This is a genomic window from Caballeronia sp. ATUFL_M2_KS44 (assembly GCF_023630965.1).
In the GTDB taxonomy this organism is placed as follows: Bacteria; Pseudomonadota; Gammaproteobacteria; order Burkholderiales; family Burkholderiaceae; genus Caballeronia; species Caballeronia concitans.
The window spans coordinates 349663-366972 of record NZ_JALQEA010000006.1; the positions used below are offsets into that span (position 1 = coordinate 349663).

Sequence of the window (17310 nt, forward strand, 5' to 3'; positions counted from 1 at the left end):
GCATCAAACGCATCACACGCCGCCCAGTTCGTCGCCCATTTCCTTCGCGCGCGCTTCAGCCGCGAGCGCGCCGCGCACGATCGCGTCCTTCACGCCGCTTGCTTCGAACGACGACAACGCCGCCGCCGTCGTGCCGCCCTTCGACGTCACGCGCTCGCGCAGCACGCTCGCCGGCTCGCCGGATTGCGCCGCGAGTTGCGCCGCGCCGGTGAACGTCGCCACGGCCAGCGCGCGGCCCTGTTCCTCGTCCATGCCGAGCGCGCGCGCCGCTTCCTGCATCGCTTCGATGAAATAGAACACGTACGCCGGGCCGCTGCCGGAAATGGCGGTGACGGCGTCGAGCTTCGCTTCGTCGTCGAACCAGACGGTCGTGCCGACCGCTTCCAGAACTTGCGATGCCAGCGCCTTCGCCGCGTCGCTCACGCCCGGCAGCGCGGCCAGCCCCGTCACGCCCATGCCGATGAGCGCGGGCGTGTTCGGCATCGTCCGCACGATCTGCGCGTAGCCGTTGAGCCAGCGCGACAAATCCGTCGCGCGGATGCCCGCCGCGATGCTGATGATGGTCTGCCGCGACAGATGCGGCGCGAGCGCCTCGGCGACGCTCTTCAGCACTTGCGGCTTCACCGCGAGCACGATGGCGTCGAAGCTGGCGAGCGTCGCGTCGATGGCCGCGCCCGTCGACACGCCGAATTCCTTCGCGGTGCGCGCGCGCGCTTCGTCGTTGATGTCGATGGCATGGATGTCTGCCGGCGCGACGCCGCGTTTGACGAGACCGCCGATGAGCGCCGCGGCCATGTTGCCGCCGCCGATGAATGCGATTTTCATGATTGAGCCAGAAGGTGAGTGTTCAGTTCGTGTAGTCGCGCGCGCCGAAGATGGCGGTGCCGATGCGCACCATCGTCGCGCCTTCGAGCACGGCGGCTTCGAGGTCGGCGGACATGCCCATCGAGAGCGTGTCGAGATCGAGGCCGTCGGCGCGCAACGTGTTCATCAGGTCGCGCAGGCGCGCGTGCGGCGTGCGCTGGGCGTCGAGCGTGCCGGCGGGTTCGGGAATCGCCATCAGGCCGCGCAAACGCAAGCCCGGAAGCGCGGCGATTGCATGCGCGAGCGCGGCGGCATCGGCCGGTTCCACGCCGCTCTTCGATGTCTCGCCGCTCACGTTCACCTGCACGCAGACGTTGAGCGCCGCCGCGCCTTCGGGACGCTGCGCCGACAGCCGCTCGGCGATCTTCAGCCGGTCGATGGAATGCACCCAGTCGAACTGCTCGGCGACGAGCTTCGTCTTGTTCGATTGCAGCGGCCCGATGAAATGCCATTCGATCTCGCCGCGCAGATCCGCGAGCGCCGCGATCTTCGCCACGCCTTCCTGCACGTAGTTCTCGCCGAACGCGCGCTGGCCCGCGTCGAAGGCGGCGCGGACATCGTCGGCGGGAAAGGTTTTGGAGACGGCGAGCAGCCTGACCGACGCCGGATCGCGCGATGCGCTTTTCGCTGCTTCCGCGATGCGTTGCCGGACTTCTTCGAGATGTTGAGCGATGGACATGCTTCAAGGCTTAAGGGCGGTCGAGCACTCATTATACGAAGCGGCGTCAACCGTACAGCAGATGCTCCAGCAGTTGAATCCAGTGCGTGACGGGCGTGGACGTGCCGCTTTGCAGATGCGCGATGCAACCCACGTTCGCCGACACGATCATCTGCGGCTCGGTCTTTTCGAGCCGGTCGAGCTTCTGGTTGCGCAGCGCGTACGAGAGCTTCGGCTGTAAGACCGAATACGTTCCCGCCGATCCGCAGCAAATGTGGCTGTCCGCGGGCAGGCGCACTTCGATGCCGAGCGAGGTCAGCAAATGCTCGACGCGCCCGCGAATCTGCTGCCCGTGCTGAAGCGTGCACGGCGGATGAAACGCGACGGTATGCACGCCGCGCCGCCGCGCGATCGCGACCAGTTCTTCCTCGAAGACCGGCAGGATTTCGGCGAGATCGCGCGTCAGGTCGACGATGCGCCGCGCTTTTTCCGCGTACATCGGATCGTCGCGCAACAGGTGCGCGTATTCCTTCACGGTCGCGCCGCAGCCGGACGCGTTCATCACGATCGCCTCGACGCCGCTCTCCACGTACGGCCACCATGCGTCGATGTTGTTGCGCATGTCGTCGAGCGCGTCGCCGTTGTAGCCGAGATGCAGGCGGATCGCGCCGCAGCAGCCGGCGTCGGGCGCGGTCACGATCTCGATGCCGAGCGCATCGAACACGCGCGCCGTCGCGATGTTCACGTTCGGCATCATCGCGGGCTGCACGCAACCGGCAAGCATCAGCATCTTGCGCGCGTGCTTGCGTGTCGGCGGGGCGAGCGGCTTTTCGGCGACCGGAATCTTCGCGCGCAGCTTGCGCGGCAGGACGCCGCGAAACTGCTGCCCGAGTTTCATCGCGGGCGTGAAGAGCGTGCTGTTCGGCAGGAAGCTTGCAAGAAGACGCCGTTGCAGGCGCTGGCGCATCGGGCGTTCGACTTTTTCTTCGACGTGCTTGCGCCCGATCTCGACGAGCTTGCCGTACTGCACGCCCGACGGACACGTGCTCTCGCAATTGCGGCACGTGAGGCAGCGGTCCAGATGCGTCTGCGTGCTGCGCGTCACCGGCGCGCCTTCGAACATCTGCTTCATCAGATAGATGCGCCCGCGCGGTCCGTCGAGTTCGTCGCCGAGCAACTGATACGTCGGGCACGTCGCCGTGCAGAAACCGCAGTGAACGCATTTGCGCAGGATGGCGTCGGCTTCGTCGCCATCGGCCGTGCCGCGGATGAAATCGGCGAGATTGGTTTGCATCGATGCGCCTAGAAGTCGGGATACAAACGTGCGCGATTGAACACGCGCGCCGGATCGAACACCGCCTTCAGCCCGCGATGAATCTTCATCAGCGGCGCCGGCAGCGGCGTGAACACGCCCGCGTTGCGATCGTAGGCGGAACCTGCGCGGAAGATCGTCGCGTGGCCGCCCGCCTGTTTCGCGCTGATGCGAACGGTCTGCGGATCGGTATCGGTGATCCACCAGCGTTGCGCGCCGCCCCATTCCATCAGTTGCGCGCCCGGCAGATGCAGCGGCTCCGCGATCGACGGCAGCGCGAGCCGCCACAGCGCCGAGCGCGGTTCGATGACGGCGAAGAACGGGTCCGTCTGCTCGCGCATGGCGATCCAGAAGCGATCGGCTTCGACGGCATCGACCACTTCGCCGCCGAGCGTGTTGCGCGCGGTTTTCACGGCGGCTTCCGCGCCCGCGAGACGCAGCGCGAGCGTGCCGTCGCGCCACGCGCTGCCGGTGATCGGCAACGGATGGCCGCCCCATTCGTTGAGCTTGCGCACGCCGTCGGTGGCGTGCATGTCGAACTTGAGCGTGGCTTCGGCGACCGGGCGCGGCAGCACCTTGATCGACAATTCGAGGATCAGGCCGAGCGTGCCGAGCGATCCCGCGAGCAGCCGCGAAACATCGTAGCCCGCGACGTTCTTCACCACTTGCCCGCCGAAGTGCAGCACTTGTCCGCGTCCGTTCATGATGACCGCGCCGAGCACGAAATCGCGCGGCGCGCCGGTCCACGCGCGGCGCGGTCCGGCGATGCCTGCCGCGATGCAGCCGCCGAGCGTCGCGTTGCGGCCGAAGTGCGGCGGCTCGAAGGGCAGCATCTGCCCGTGCGCGCGCAGCGCGGCTTCGATTTCAGCAAGCGGTGTTCCGCTTTTCGCGGTGATGACGAGCTCCGCCGGGTCGTACGCGACGATGCCGCGATGCACGCGCGTGTCGAGAATCTCACCCTGGAGCGTCTGGCCGTACCAGTCCTTCGTCCCGCCGCCGCGGATGCGCAGCGGCGTGCCGGCCTCGGTGGCCCGGGCGATCCGCTCCGACCAGCCGGCGACGATGTCGTCCTGTTCCATGGATGTCCCGCTCTTCGTTTCGACTGCTGTAGTGGCGGTGCCGCCTGTCCGGTCGATTGTACCGGCCGCTTAACGCAGCCATACCCGGACAAACGTGGATAGCGGAACGCGCCGCGCCGCTAGAAACGCGGCAGTTCCGGATGCGGCAGCAGCCCGCCGCGAATGTGCATCTTCCCGTACTCGGCGCAACGCGCGCGCGTGGGAATGCCCTTGTCCGGATTGAGCAGCCCGGGCGGATCGAACGCGCGCTTCACCGCGTGAAACGCATCGCGTTCTTCGGGCGAGAATTGCACGCACATCGAATTGATTTTTTCGATGCCGACGCCATGCTCGCCCGTCACCGTTCCGCCCAGTTCCACGCAGCATTCGAGAATGTCCGAGCCGAACGCTTCCGCGCGATGCCATTCGTCGAGATCGTTGCCGTTGAACAGGATCAGCGGATGCATGTTGCCGTCGCCGGCATGGAACACGTTGATGCAGCGCAGCGCGTACTTCTTCTCCATCTCTTCGATGCGCGCGAGCAGCGGCCCGATGGCGCGTCGCGGCACGGTGCCGTCCATGCAGTAGTAGTCGGGCGATATGCGGCCGGCGGCGGGGAACGCGTTCTTGCGCCCGGACCAGAACTTGAGGCGCTCCGTTTCCGAACGCGAAATCTGGATGCGCGTCGCGCCGTGTTCGCGCAGCACGGCGGTCATGCGGACGATTTCCTCGGTGACTTCGTCGTAGGTGCCGTCGGATTCGCAGAGCAGGATGGCGGCGGCGTCCAGATCGTAGCCCGCGTTGACGAACTCCTCGACGGCGCGCGTCGCGGGCTTGTCCATCATTTCGAGACCGGCCGGGATGATGCCCGCCGCGATGATCGCCGCGACCGCGTTGCCGCCTTTCACCACGTCGTCGAAGCTCGCCATGATGACTTGCGCGGTCTGCGGCTTCGGGATCAGCTTGACTGTGACTTCGGTGACGATGGCGAACATGCCTTCGCTGCCGATGAGCACCGCGAGCAGATCGAGCCCCGGCGCGTCGGGGCCGAGCGAGCCGAATTCGACGATGTCGCCGTCCATCGTCACCGCGCGCACGCGCAGCACGTTGTGCACCGTGAGGCCGTATTTCAGGCAGTGGACGCCGCCCGAATTCTCGGAGACGTTGCCGCCGATGGTGCACGCGATCTGCGACGACGGATCGGGCGCGTAGTAAAGACCGTAGGGCGCGGCGGCTTCGGAGATCGCGAGATTGCGCACGCCGGGCTGCACGGTGGCCGTGCGCGCGTAGGGATCGACTTCGACGATCTTCCGGAAGCGCGCGAGCGACAGCACGATGCCGTGACGAATGGGCATCGCGCCGCCCGACAGCCCGGTGCCCGCGCCGCGCGGAACGATGGGCACCGCGAGCCGCGCGCAGATCTGCACGACGCGCTGAACCTGCGCCTCCGTTTCCGGCAGCGCGACCGCGAGCGGCAGACGCCGGTAAGCGGCGAGGCCGTCGCATTCGTAGACGGACGTGTCTTCGTCGCGGAACAAGAGGCAATGCGTGGGCAGCACGGCCATCAGCGCCTGAACGACTTCGCGCTGACGCTCGGCCAGTTGCTCCTCGGTCAGCGCGGGGGAAATCTCGTGCGGCAGATTTGGCGATACCGCCGGCGAAAGCGGCGGCTTGAGTTCGTCCGGTGCGTTCATGTCTCCTCCCGGCGCCTGTCCTGATGCTGGCGCTTGTTCAATGACGATGTTGCGCGCGCGTGGCTTCTGCGTCCATCCGGCGCGCTTCCGATGCCTAGTGCGTGAAGCTGAAGATCTTGCCCGGATTCATCATGTTCTTCGGATCGAGCGCCTGTTTGATGGAACGCATGACGCCGATGGCGTCCTCGCCGTGCTCGTCGATCATGAAGCCCATCTTGTGCAGCCCGACGCCGTGCTCGCCCGTGCAGGTGCCACCCGCTTCGAGCGCGCGCTCCACGATGCGCCGGTTCAGACGCTCCGCCTCTTCCAGTTCCTCGGGCTTCGCGGGATCGAGCAGCATGGCGACGTGGAAGTTTCCGTCGCCGACATGACCGACGATCGGACACGGCAGCCACGAGCCGAGCAGATCCTTCTCCGTCTCGACGACGCATTCCGCGAGCCGCGAAATCGGCACGCAGACGTCGGTGGTGACGGCGCGGCAGCCGGGCTTCAGTTGCAGCATCGCGAAATAGGCGTTGTGGCGGGCGTTCCAGAGGCGGCTGCGGTCTTCGGGGCGCGTCGCCCAGTCGAAGTCGGTGCCGCCGTTCTGCGCGGTGATGTCCTGCACGGTCTCGGCCTGCTCCTTGACGCCCGCTTCGGTGCCGTGGAATTCGAAGAACAGCATCGGCGATTCGCGCAGCGTGAGGTTCGAATGGCGATTGATCGCGCGCACGGCGAGCGTATCGACGAATTCGACGCGCGCAATCGGCACGCCCATCTGAATGGTTTCGATGACGGCGCGCACGGCGTCGCCCATCGACGGGAATGCGCAGACGGCCGCCGAAATCGCTTCGGGCTGCGGATAAAGGCGCACGGTCACTTCGGTGATGACGCCGAGCGTGCCTTCGGAGCCGACGAAGAGCCGCGTGAGGTCGTAGCCCGCCGACGATTTGCGCGCGCGCGTGCCGGTCTTGATGACGCGGCCGTCGGCGAGCACGACGGTCAGCGCGAGCACGTTTTCGCGCATCGAGCCGTAGCGCACGGCGTTGGTGCCGGAGGCGCGCGTCGCGGACATGCCGCCGATGCTGGCGTCCGCGCCGGGATCGATCGGGAAGAAGAGGCCGGTGTCTTTCAGCGCTTCGTTCAGTTGCTTGCGCGAGATGCCGGGTTCGACGGTGGCGGTGAGGTCTTCGGCGTTGATCGAGATGACCTTGTTCATTTCCGACAGGTCGATCGAGACGCCGCCTTGCACCGCGAGCAAATGCCCTTCGAGCGACGATCCGTTGCCGTAGGGGATGATCGGCACGTCGTGCTGCGCGCACAGGCGCACGATGGCTTGCACGTCCTCGGTGCTGCGCGCGAAGACGACGGCGTCGGGCAGTTGCGGATCGAACGGCGATTCGTCGCGGCCGTGATGTTCGCGCACGGCTTGCGAGGTCGAAACGCGATCGCCGAATTGTTCTTTCAGCGAGTCGAGGAGCGCGGCGGGAAACGGGCGGCGCGCTTGCTGGATGGCGGTGTGTTCGGCGGGATGATTCACGGGATGTCTCCGGGGCTTTTCTTGCGGCTTATTGTGCGGTTTCCGCCGATGTCGCGCGGGCGCTTGCGCGGCTCTGCGTGCGGCGGCGAAAGGTTGCTTCATTCTACGCGCTGGAAGAATCGGCCGGAGGGGCGTGCCTATAATGGGGCGGCTGATTTTGGCGCTTTGATAAATCGAGGAGCAATGATGGGACACCGCCTGAGCAAGATCGCCACGCGCACCGGCGACGATGGCACCACCGGTCTCGGCGATGGCCGCCGCGTTTCGAAAGACGATGCGCGCGTCGCGTCGATCGGGGATGTGGATGAATTGAATTCCTCGCTGGGCGTTTTATTGTGCGAGCCATTACCGCCCGAGATTCGCGATGCGCTGACGCAGATTCAAAATGATTTATTCGATTTAGGCGGGGAATTGTCGATTCCCGGGTATTCGATGATTTCGGATTCGCATCTGGAACGGCTGGATGGGTGGCTGGCGGAGTACAACGCTAATTTGCCGCCGCTCAAGGAGTTTATTTTGCCGGGGGGATCGAGGGCGGCGGCGTTGGCGCATGTTTCGCGGACGATTTGCCGGAGAGCGGAGCGGGCGATTGTGGCGTTAGGGCGTATCGAAACCGATGCGGTCAATGAGGCTCCCAGGCGGTATGTGAATCGGTTGTCGGATTTGTTGTTTGTGGTGGCGAGGGTGGTGAATCGGGCGGATGGGGGAGGGGATGTGTTGTGGAGGCGTATATCGTAATTCATAATTGTTTACTTCCAGCAGTAACGGAAACGTTTAGTTTTAACGCGTTATAAGCAATGAAAGAAAGAAACCGCTTAAGAGAGATACTCGAGAAAAAATCGCGCTCTTCGGGTAGATACCTGCCAGGCAGAAGTGAATTGCAGGACCTCGACTGGATGCTGGAATGCCATGGCGATAGTTCGATTGTTAACTCACTGACAATGGTCGGGCTAGCAGGTTGCATCGAAGTTTCGGTGCGTAATGCGATTGAGAGATTAATCGACCACGGCGCCCCTTATGTTGATAGATTAGACCAGTTCAAGAAGTGCTTAGAGTTTGATCTTCAACTGACGAAGGCGCTAAGTGATGGTGAGATAACGTTTGGTAATCTAGTGGCGCATCTCTTGCCAGTTAGCAACCTGTCTCATATAGCGTCGCATCTGGAGAAACTGCTGAATGGCGATGGGCATTCGAAATCTCTGGCAAGGTGGCTGTCTGACATCCAGCCGTTCGTTGAACCCGATGACGATTACCTATCCAGCGAAGACCTCCAAGACGAGCGCGGTCGCCGTGGAATGAGCTTTGAGTCGTTTGCTATGCGCCCCGTGCGTTTTCCGATCTCGAACGTTCCGGCGGTGCTCGCTGATATTGAGAAGATTTTTGTCGTCCGCCATATCGTTGCCCACGAGGCGGATTTCAGTAATGTAACGTTGCAGCAGATCGACGTGCTGCTTGGTAGCGCGACAGTGTTTGCAACTGCCCTTCAGGAACTCGTCGAGCAGGTATTGCATCCGGGAGAGCCGCGATCGGTGGTCCGCACCACCGTTCGCGACGCACGTAAGATTCAACGATTCTACGCAACGATTCTCGACCGGGAGAACGAGGCGATGCGCGCGTTGGCTGCGCGCGGACAATCAGCGTTCTCAGCTATCGGTCATTTCCAGAAGGCTAGTCGAGCATTCTCAGATCACGTCGAGGCGGAAGTACGGTTCACGATGCAGGCCAACCCGATTCAGGACCGTTGCAACCGTCGCAGCCTCGATACGAGTGTCAGAAAGAGCTTTTATGACCATCGCTACACCTATCTAAGCGGCGAAATCGACGCTTTGACGTCCATGAACGATTTTCTCTTTGATTGCTCCAAGTGGCGTTAAGTGAACGGTAAGCAGGTTTGACTGGGGAACTCGATATATGGGTAGAGATTCCACTTATCCAGAATCAGTTCCCCCCACCCCTCACAATTCGCCGCTGCTTCACCGCCGCCGCGAGCCCTTCGAGAACGCCGACGCTTTCATCCCACCCGATACAAGCGTCAGTAACGCTTTGACCGTACGTAAGCTCACAGCCTTCCTTCAAATCCTGCCGTCCCGCGACCAAATGCGACTCCACCATGACCCCGACGATCCGCTCATCCCCAGCCGCCAATTGCCGTCCGATATCCGCACAAACGGGAATCTGATTCTCATGCTTCTTCGAGCTATTAGCATGACTCGCATCGATCATTAAGCGCGCGGCCAATCCCGCCTTGCCGATATCGCTACAAGCCGCATCGACCGAAGCGGCATCGTAATTCGGCGCTTTGCCGCCGCGCAAAATGATGTGGCAATCCTCATTCCCCGCGGTAGAAACAATCGCCGAATGCCCGCCCTTGGTCACGGACAAGAAGTGATGCGGCTGCGACGCAGCCTTGATCGCATCGACGGCGATTTTGACATTCCCATCGGTGCCATTCTTGAACCCAACCGGACAAGAAAGCCCGGAAGCCAGTTCCCGATGAACCTGCGACTCAGTCGTCCGCGCGCCAATCGCGCCCCAGGAAATAAGATCGGCGATATATTGCGGGCTGATCATATCCAGATATTCCGTTCCGGCGGGAAGACCAAGCTCATTGATATGCATGAGCAATTCCCGCGCGGCGCGCAAACCATCGTTGATCTTGAAGCTGTTATCCATATACGGATCGTTGATCAGCCCCTTCCAGCCCACCGTCGTGCGCGGCTTTTCGAAATAAACCCGCATCACGATTTCCAGTTCCCCCGCGAACCGCTTGCGCTGCTCGATCAGCCGCCCGGCATATTCCATCGCCGCCTTGGGATCGTGAATCGAGCACGGCCCGACGATCACGATCAGCCGGTCGTCCATGCCGTGCAAAATGCGATGCATCGACTGCCGCGCGTTGAAAATGAGATCGGACACCGGCTCCGTGCACGGAAATTCGCGGATCAGATGCGCGGGCGGTACAAGCTCTTTCAACTCACGGATACGAACGTCATCGGTATTGTGCGGGGGCATTTCGGTTCTCCAACAACAGTGTTCTAAGCAAAGAATGAAGGGCGAAAAAAAACCGCCAGACTCGCTGGCGGTTTCTCGGGATTCGGTTTTTTCAACCTGCGTACGACTCACCCTCTCGATCCGCCAGCGGCCTGAGATGCCAAAAGAAATAAAAATAAAACTTGGCGGACATGATGAGTCGGATCGGACGTCGAAAAAAGTTGTGACTGCCTTTATAACCTCAAACACGCGGCGCTGACAACCCGTCGCGCTGCAAAACGCGGGCAATCCGCATCGAGCGGCGCGGCCAAGCCGCAAACAAACGCGTTCGATGCGGAAAAGCCGCATAAAAAATCAAACCGTGCCGCCCACCGTCATCTTCTCGATGCGCAACGTCGGCTGGCCGACACCCACCGGCACGCTCTGGCCTTCCTTGCCGCACACGCCGACGCCGCTATCCAGCGACATATCGTTGCCGATCATCGTCACGTATTTGAGCGATTCCGGCCCGCTGCCGATCAGCGTCGCGCCCTTCACCGGATACGTGATCTTGCCGTTCTCGATCATGTACGCCTCGGACGCCGAGAACACGAACTTGCCGTTGGTGATATCCACCTGGCCGCCGCCGAAATTCACCGCGTACAAGCCGTTCTTCACCGACGCGAGAATCTCCTGCGGATCCTTGTCGCCGTTGAGCATGTACGTGTTCGTCATGCGCGGCATCGGCAGCGCGGCGTAGGATTCGCGGCGCGCGTTGCCCGTCACCGGCATCTTCATCAGGCGCGCGTTCAGCGAATCCTGAATGTAGCCCTTCAGGATGCCGTCCTCGATCAGCGTCGTGCACTGCGTCGGGTTGCCTTCATCGTCGATATTGAGCGAGCCGCGCCGATTCGGCAGCGTGCCGTCATCCACGACCGTCACGCCCTTCGCCGCCACCTGCTCGCCGATGCGCCCCGCGAACGCCGACGATCCCTTGCGGTTGAAATCGCCCTCGAGTCCGTGTCCGACCGCCTCGTGCAGCAGCACGCCCGGCCAGCCCGGCCCGAGCACGACGGTCATCGCGCCGGCCGGAGCAGGGCGCGCTTCGAGATTCACGAGCGCCGCGTGCACGGCGTCGTCGCAATACTTGTTCAGCACGTCGTCGGTGAAATAGCCGTAGTCGAAGCGTCCGCCGCCGCCGCCCGTGCCGATCTCGCGCCGGCCGTTCTGTTCGGCGATCACCGTCACCGAAACGCGCACGAGCGGTCGCACGTCCGCCGCGAGCGCGCCGTCGCTGCGCGCGACGAGCACCACGTCGTATTCGCCCGCGAGGCCCGCCATCACCTGCACGATGCGCGGATCGCGGCTGCGCGCCATCTGTTCGACGCGCTCCAGCAGCTTCACCTTCGCGTTCGCATCGAGCGAATGCAGCGGATCGGCGGGCAGGTAGAGATCGCGGCCCGACACGCCCGTGAGCGTGCTGGCCGGCTTGACCTTGTGCTTGCCGCCGCCCGCCTTGGCGATCGCGCGCGTGGCGAGCGCGGCCTGGCGGATGGAGTCGGGCGAAAGATCGTCGGAATAGGCGAAAGCCGTGCGCTCGCCCGAGACGGCGCGCACGCCGACGCCCTGATCGATGCTGAAGCTGCCCGATTTGACGATGCCTTCTTCGAGACTCCACGCTTCGCTGCGCGTGGACTGGAAATAGAGGTCGGCGTAATCGACGCGGTGCGTGAAGATTTCCGCGAGCGTACGCGTGATGAGCCCTTCGTCGAGGCCGTAGGGCGTCAGCAAGACGTCCTTCGCCGTGACGAGGTTGCGAATGCCGGGTTCGATGATGTTCATGCGGTGCCTATTGCGTGATTGGCGTGATTGCGCGTGTTCGTGATCGAGTCCGCTTCGGACTCGAAGTGCTGTCGGACTATTCTACTGTCCGGCGTCAGTGAAGCCATGTGCAGGGGAAAACGCGCGTCTTCAAGTCCGTCGAAATGCTGATTATCGGGATACGGGGCGTCGTGGCGGATTTCAGCCGATCACGCGATGCCGGTACGCCGGCAAGCTCTGCCGCACCTCGGCGATGCGCGCCGGATCGACCGTTCCCGCGACGACGCCCGCGCCTTCCTCGCGCACGGCGACGACTTCGCCCCACGGATCGATCAGCACGCTGTGTCCCCATGTGCGCCGGCCGTTCTCGTGCTTGCCGCCTTGCGCGGCGGCGAGCACGTAGCACTGGTTTTCGATCGCGCGCGCCTTGAGCAGCGTTTCCCAGTGCGCTTGGCCGGTGGTGTACGTGAACGCGGACGGCACGACGATCAGCGCGCAATCGCCCATTTTCCGATACAGCTCCGGAAAGCGCAGGTCATAGCAGACGGAAAGTCCGACGCGCCCGAACGGCGCATCGAACGTCCGCACTTCGCTGCCGGGGCAGATGGTGCGCGCTTCGTCGAACGATTCCTCGCCCTTTTCGTAATTGAACAGATGAATCTTGTCGTAGCGCGCGGCTTGGCGGCCGGAAGGATCGAAGACGAGCGTCGTATTCAGTACGCGCGACGCTTCCGGCGATTTCAGCGGCAGCGTCCCGCCGATCACCCATACGCGATGCTCGCGCGCGGCATCGGCGAGAAATTGCTGAATGGGACCGTCGCCGGGCGTCTCGCGGATGCCGAGCTTGTCCGTGTCCTTGAAGCCCATGAAGCAGAAGTATTCGGGCAGCAGCACGAGTTGCGCGCCGCCTCGCGCGGCCTCGCCGATGAGCCGTCCGGCTTCGGCGAGATTGCGGTCGCGATCGGGCGTGCTGACCATTTGCAGCGCGGCGACGTGAAACGGCTGCGCCGCGCTTTCGCTCGATTGTTCGTTCATGTTCTGGTGCCGGTTGGGAAGCGGAACAAGGCCGGAACGTTGAGCTGCTCCGCAATTATTGAGCGGCTGACGGAGTCGCCACGGCCGCGGGTGATTCGATCTTACCCTGATCGCCATGCAGACGCTGGACGACGGGTTTCGTCCACGATCCGGTGATGGAATAGTCCATTGCGAACGCTTTCTGGATCGACTTCGAGAGCGCGAGATCGGCGGCGAGCGCGCCTAAGCCGAGCAGCGGATTGATCACCGCCGCGCCGATCGCCACCGCGCCCGCGCCGACGGTCGGAATCACCTTCACGCGCAAATCTTGCGTTTCCTTCGGCAGGTCGACGCTGCCTTGCATCTGCACGCGCGCCGGCGACGTCACCATCACCAGATCGTCGGTCCGGCTGATGCCGCTGTCGATGCGCGCGTTGCCCGTGATCTTCTCGAACGGCAATCCCTTGCCGACGACATCCTCGAAATGCAGCGTCAGCAGATTGGCGAGACTGCGCAGGCTGAAAATGCCGAGCCACTTCGCCGCGCCGGGCGCGCGCAGAATCTGCCCGTGGCGCAGATCGACGGAGACCTTGCCGTCGAGCGTATTCACATCGACGGCGGCCGGGCTGCCGTTCCACGCCGCGTGGCCGGAGATCGTGCCCGCGCCGCCGTTCACGGTGTGCGGCAGGCCGAAGCGGTCGAGGAACTGTCCGCCGTTGACGACATCGAGCGCGAAGCCGAGCGACGTGCGGCGCGGCGCGCGGTCGTCGTCGGTGACGTTCGTGGCCGAAGGCAGCGTGCGCCACGTCGCGTTCGCGGTGAGCTTCGCGTCGGGATTCGCGAGTTCGAGCTTGTCGAGCGTCCAGATCGGCTCGTCGGCGATGACTTCGTTGTGCGCATCGACTTCGAGCCTGCCCAGGCCGTGTCCGCGAAACACCAGTTCGTTCACGATCAAGTCGATCGACGGCATGTTGCGCGGCGGCCGGCTCGCGATCTTTTCGGCGGGCGCGTTCGTCGCCTTGTCGGGAATCACGACCTTGTCGAGCCGCGCCTGCAACGCGCCGGGGCCGCCCTTCACGGCGCCGGGCGTGAACGCGACGCTGCCCGTCACCTGATCCGACGCGATGTTCGCCTGCCACTTGTTCGACGTCTGCGCCGCGTTCACCGCGAGGTTGTCCCAGCGGCGATCGAGCAGCGTGAGCGTGCCGATGTGCACGTCGGCGCGCGTCGGGATGAACTGGCGGACGCTTTCGCTCATCGGCGGGCGGGCGACGTCGGCGGCCGGTTCGAGCGGCGCGGCGCTCGCGTTGAGTTCGGCGATGACCTTGCGCCATGCATCGGCGTCGAGCGTGGCGATATCCGCCGTGGCGGCGACGCCTTCGGCGGGCAGATCGGCGGGCTTGTTCAGCGCGATCGCGCCGCGCACGGCCCGAAGCTGCGCGCGCATGTTCATCGGCTCGGCGGCGTTCTGCGGATCGACCTTGACCTGCGCGCGCCCGATCTGCTGCAACACGTAATGCGCCGCGAGCGGGCCGAAGACGAGTTGCGCGTCGTGCAGATTCGACGCGCCGGGTGCGGGCTGGAAGCTGAGCGAGAAGGGCATCGGCGCGCCCTTCGCCTTGCCGAACGGCGCGGGCAGATCGATGCCGACGCCGCTCAAGTCCGCATTCGCCTGCACGTTCGGCAGCGCGTTCTTCGCGCCGCGCAGGCGCAATTCGTAGGGCGCCGCGCCGTCGATGCGCTTCAGCAGCGCCGCTACTTGCGGCGTGATGCGCCCGTCGAAACGCTGCGCCGCATCCGTGCCGATGCGCCCGGTCACGTCGAACGCGTAGTTGCCGCCCGGCTGCACGCCGCCGGTCGCGCGCACGTCGCCGCCGAGCAGTTGCGCGGTGAGCGAATCGACCTTGACGGTGTTCGCCGCGAAGTTCGCGCGGCCGCGGACATGCGAGAGCGGCGGCAAGTTCGCGTACGCCACTTCGTTGTCGAGGAAAGTCAGCGACCCTTTGTAGTCCGTGCGCAGCGGCAACGCGGGCGGCGGCGGCCGATAGCGCGGAATGCCGAGCGTGAGCGCGAGTGCCGCGTTGCCCTTCGCGTCGAGCTTGCGCGTGCCGTGCTTTGCCATCAGGCCGAGCGAACTGTTGTCGACGTAATCGAGCATGTCGGCGAGCGGCCCGCGCGCGTCGCCGTCGATCCACAGTTTCGATTCGCGATTGCCCGTATCGTCGATCCGCCCCGTCACGCGCGATACCGCGACGCCCTTGTAATGCCCGCGATGGATATCGAAGCCGAGCTTGTTCTGCGCGAGCCTGAACGTGCCGTCGATGCCCTCGAACGCCGGCCAGAAGTTCGGCAGACCATTGCGCATCGTGCGCGGCGGGAACGGCGTCGGATCGAACTTGCCGCCGGTGAACGGCGCCTCGATCCGGAAAATGCCCGCGTCCGGCGCTTTCGCGTACGGGAAACGCGTGAGGTCGCCGTGAATCTCCAGCGTGCCGTTTCGCGCGATGCCCGCCTGCAGCGCGTGTCCGAGATACACGCGCACGCGTTCGTTGAGGCTCGTCGGCAGATAACGCACGAGACGCGTCGCCTTCAGATAATCGACCTTCGCTTTCAGGTCCAGATTGCCGCGCCCGTGGCCCTGATTCCAGTACGCGGCGGTGACTTCGCCTTCTGCGTCGGCGTTCTTGACGCGCAGCGTATCGAGATGAATGGTGAACGCGCGGCGCAGTTCGCCCGGCGCGATGGCGTCCGCGACGGTCCACGTCGCGCGGCCTTGCAGCGAATCGAAGGTGAGGCGCGGATCGTCGAAAGCGCCGGGAATCGTCACGGCCGCTTTTTTCGTGTCGATGTCGATGCGGCCCTGCGCCTCGTTCGCATCCACGACGCCCCACAGGTTCTCGATGCCCGGCACGCCCGCGCGCGGATGGTTGTTGATCGTGAGTCCCGGCGGCGGCTCCTGCGCCTGCACGCTGATGCCCTGCAGCTCGGCCTTGAACGCGTAATGCTCGATCTTGGCGTCGCCTTTCTCGCGCTGGCGCTTCACTTCTTCTTCGTTCTTCGGCGCGGCGCGTTCGGTGTAGATCGTGTAGTTCGCAATCTGCCCGCGCGGATTGAAGCGCACGAGTTCGTTCAGCACGCGCGACGGCAGCGGCAGCGTGCGCGCGAATTCCGCGAGGATGCCGAGATCGACCTGATCGCCCGCGATGCGAAACAAGAGCCCCTTGTTCACCGATGGCGGCCGATACGTGCCCGTCAGCGTCTGCATGGTCAGGAGACGCGCGACCGGCGTGCCGTCGTCGAGCGCGGGCTGGCCGAGTTCGGCGCGTACGTCGGAAAGATTCAGCGTGTACGTGGTGTCCTTCTTGTCGACGGTCCACGCGAAGCGCGCCACCGGCAAGTCGAGACGCGGCTGCGTCGCGCGCACGCGCAGCGCGATCCTGCCGCCCGTGAGATCGCCGTTCGCGGTCTGCAACTGGCCGCGCGCGAAGTTCAGCCAGATGCGGTTTTCGATGCGGCCATCGTAGACGGCGAACGGCATCTTCACGTAGCGCGCGAGCATCGGCAGATCGACGGGGCCCGTGGACAAATACAGGCGGCCGGTCCAGTTCGCGGGCGCGCCCATCGTGGTGAACGGCTCATGACGAAAGTCCGCGCGAAAATCGAGCGGGCCGTGCAGGACGTCGCCATCGGCGGGAGCGTTCAGCGCGAGCCGGTGACGCACGCCGTCGTTGAGAATCGCGAGCCGCAGCCGCTTGAACGCGATCTCCGGCGCGTCGCGTTCGGCGTCGCGCCAGCGCAGCGTGCCGCCGCGCAGCACGATCCGTTGCTGGTCGAGCAGCCACGTCGTGAACGCGTTCGATCCCGTGCGATGCGTCGGAATCGGCACGCCCGCGACCGTCACTTCGCCTTTCGCATTGCGCGCGACGATGACATCCGGACCATCGACGGTGAGATCCGCGAGCTTCGGCTTCAATTCGAGCAGCGAGCGCCACGCGATGCTCGCGCTCGCGTGCGGCACCGCGAGTCCCGGCGAGCCGTCGGCGGCGTCGATGCGCAAATTGTCGATGTCGATGGTCGGCTGCATGCCGCTCCATCGCGCGGACAATCTGCCTAGACGAAGTTGCGCGTGAATGCGCGACGAGACGGCCTGTTCAATCTTTGGCCTGAACGAATCGATCTGCGGCAGCACCGCATAACGCAAGCCGAGATAGATGCCCGCGACCGCGAAATACAGCACTGCGGCAACCACGAGCATGACTTTGAGGACGCGCGACAGTACGCGCTCGGCGTTGCCGCTGGGCTTTGCTTGTCCAACTTCGGTCGGGTCGACGGATCGTCTGCTGTCGGACATGCTGCGGCTGATCGGCGATATGGTAGTTTTGCGTGTTTGACGCTGCAAT

At 64.2% G+C, this 17310-nt stretch carries 12 protein-coding genes; 2 read left to right on the forward strand and 10 right to left on the reverse strand.

Features of this window, described 5'->3' with window-relative positions:
* Nucleotides 1-12: 12 nt before the first annotated feature.
* The 6 genes from proC to NCR39_RS01735 form a co-directional block, all read right to left on the reverse strand.
* Nucleotides 13-825, reverse strand: coding sequence for a pyrroline-5-carboxylate reductase (gene proC / locus NCR39_RS01710; RefSeq protein WP_250450333.1), 813 nt, complete (start codon nucleotides 823-825; stop codon nucleotides 13-15).
* A gap of 22 nt (nucleotides 826-847) precedes the next feature.
* Nucleotides 848-1543 carry a YggS family pyridoxal phosphate-dependent enzyme gene (locus NCR39_RS01715; protein WP_250450335.1) on the reverse strand — a complete coding sequence of 232 codons (696 nt, stop codon included), beginning with the start codon at nucleotides 1541-1543 and terminating at the stop codon, nucleotides 848-850.
* Nucleotides 1544-1589: 46 nt separating this feature from the next.
* The gene (glcF, locus tag NCR39_RS01720; RefSeq protein WP_250450337.1) at nucleotides 1590-2816 is read right to left on the reverse strand and encodes a glycolate oxidase subunit GlcF; all 1227 of its coding nucleotides are present in this window, start codon (nucleotides 2814-2816) and stop codon (nucleotides 1590-1592) included.
* Between the two features lie 8 nt (nucleotides 2817-2824).
* Complete coding sequence (glcE, locus tag NCR39_RS01725; protein ID WP_040052940.1) at nucleotides 2825-3913, reverse strand: glycolate oxidase subunit GlcE; 1089 nt, start codon at nucleotides 3911-3913, stop codon at nucleotides 2825-2827.
* A gap of 119 nt (nucleotides 3914-4032) precedes the next feature.
* Complete coding sequence (locus NCR39_RS01730) at nucleotides 4033-5586, reverse strand: FAD-linked oxidase C-terminal domain-containing protein (RefSeq protein ID WP_250450339.1); 1554 nt, start codon at nucleotides 5584-5586, stop codon at nucleotides 4033-4035.
* A gap of 94 nt (nucleotides 5587-5680) precedes the next feature.
* Nucleotides 5681-7105 carry an FAD-binding oxidoreductase gene (locus NCR39_RS01735; RefSeq protein WP_250450341.1) on the reverse strand — a complete coding sequence of 475 codons (1425 nt, stop codon included), beginning with the start codon at nucleotides 7103-7105 and terminating at the stop codon, nucleotides 5681-5683.
* Nucleotides 7106-7291: 186 nt separating this feature from the next.
* Between NCR39_RS01735 and NCR39_RS01740 the strand changes: the two genes are divergently transcribed.
* A complete protein-coding gene (locus tag NCR39_RS01740) occupies nucleotides 7292-7843 on the forward strand; it encodes a cob(I)yrinic acid a,c-diamide adenosyltransferase (RefSeq protein WP_250451435.1) in 552 nt (183 codons plus the stop codon).
* Between the two features lie 59 nt (nucleotides 7844-7902).
* The gene (locus tag NCR39_RS01745; protein WP_250450342.1) at nucleotides 7903-8979 is read left to right on the forward strand and encodes a hypothetical protein; all 1077 of its coding nucleotides are present in this window, start codon (nucleotides 7903-7905) and stop codon (nucleotides 8977-8979) included.
* Between the two features lie 64 nt (nucleotides 8980-9043).
* On the opposite strand, the gene aroG is transcribed toward NCR39_RS01745, so the two are convergent.
* From aroG to NCR39_RS01765, 4 genes are all read right to left on the reverse strand, one after another.
* Nucleotides 9044-10117: a 3-deoxy-7-phosphoheptulonate synthase AroG gene (aroG, locus tag NCR39_RS01750; RefSeq protein WP_250450343.1), complete on the reverse strand. Its 1074-nt coding sequence runs from the start codon at nucleotides 10115-10117 to the stop codon at nucleotides 9044-9046.
* Nucleotides 10118-10450: 333 nt separating this feature from the next.
* Entirely contained in the window at nucleotides 10451-11917 is a 1467-nt protein-coding gene (gene tldD, locus NCR39_RS01755) for a metalloprotease TldD (RefSeq protein ID WP_040052935.1), read from the reverse strand.
* Nucleotides 11918-12097: 180 nt separating this feature from the next.
* The gene (locus NCR39_RS01760; RefSeq protein ID WP_250450345.1) at nucleotides 12098-12931 is read right to left on the reverse strand and encodes a carbon-nitrogen hydrolase family protein; all 834 of its coding nucleotides are present in this window, start codon (nucleotides 12929-12931) and stop codon (nucleotides 12098-12100) included.
* Between the two features lie 55 nt (nucleotides 12932-12986).
* A complete protein-coding gene (locus NCR39_RS01765; RefSeq protein ID WP_250450347.1) occupies nucleotides 12987-17261 on the reverse strand; it encodes a YhdP family protein in 4275 nt (1424 codons plus the stop codon).
* Nucleotides 17262-17310: the final 49 nt, after the last annotated feature.

What these genes read in the sequence shown, in the direction of transcription:
- proC (WP_250450333.1), bottom strand. Translation starts at nt 825, where the DNA reads ATGAAAATCGCATTCATCGGCGGCGGCAACATGGCCGCGGCGCTCATC.
- NCR39_RS01715 (WP_250450335.1), bottom strand. Translation starts at nt 1,543, where the DNA reads ATGTCCATCGCTCAACATCTCGAAGAAGTCCGGCAACGCATCGCGGAA.
- glcF (WP_250450337.1), bottom strand. Translation starts at nt 2,816, where the DNA reads ATGCAAACCAATCTCGCCGATTTCATCCGCGGCACGGCCGATGGCGAC.
- glcE (WP_040052940.1), bottom strand. Translation starts at nt 3,913, where the DNA reads ATGGAACAGGACGACATCGTCGCCGGCTGGTCGGAGCGGATCGCCCGG.
- NCR39_RS01730 (WP_250450339.1), bottom strand. Translation starts at nt 5,586, where the DNA reads ATGAACGCACCGGACGAACTCAAGCCGCCGCTTTCGCCGGCGGTATCG.
- NCR39_RS01740 (WP_250451435.1), top strand. Translation starts at nt 7,292, where the DNA reads ATGGGACACCGCCTGAGCAAGATCGCCACGCGCACCGGCGACGATGGC.
- NCR39_RS01745 (WP_250450342.1), top strand. Translation starts at nt 7,903, where the DNA reads ATGAAAGAAAGAAACCGCTTAAGAGAGATACTCGAGAAAAAATCGCGC.
- aroG (WP_250450343.1), bottom strand. Translation starts at nt 10,117, where the DNA reads ATGCCCCCGCACAATACCGATGACGTTCGTATCCGTGAGTTGAAAGAG.
- tldD (WP_040052935.1), bottom strand. Translation starts at nt 11,917, where the DNA reads ATGAACATCATCGAACCCGGCATTCGCAACCTCGTCACGGCGAAGGAC.
- NCR39_RS01760 (WP_250450345.1), bottom strand. Translation starts at nt 12,931, where the DNA reads ATGAACGAACAATCGAGCGAAAGCGCGGCGCAGCCGTTTCACGTCGCC.
- NCR39_RS01765 (WP_250450347.1), bottom strand. Translation starts at nt 17,261, where the DNA reads ATGTCCGACAGCAGACGATCCGTCGACCCGACCGAAGTTGGACAAGCA.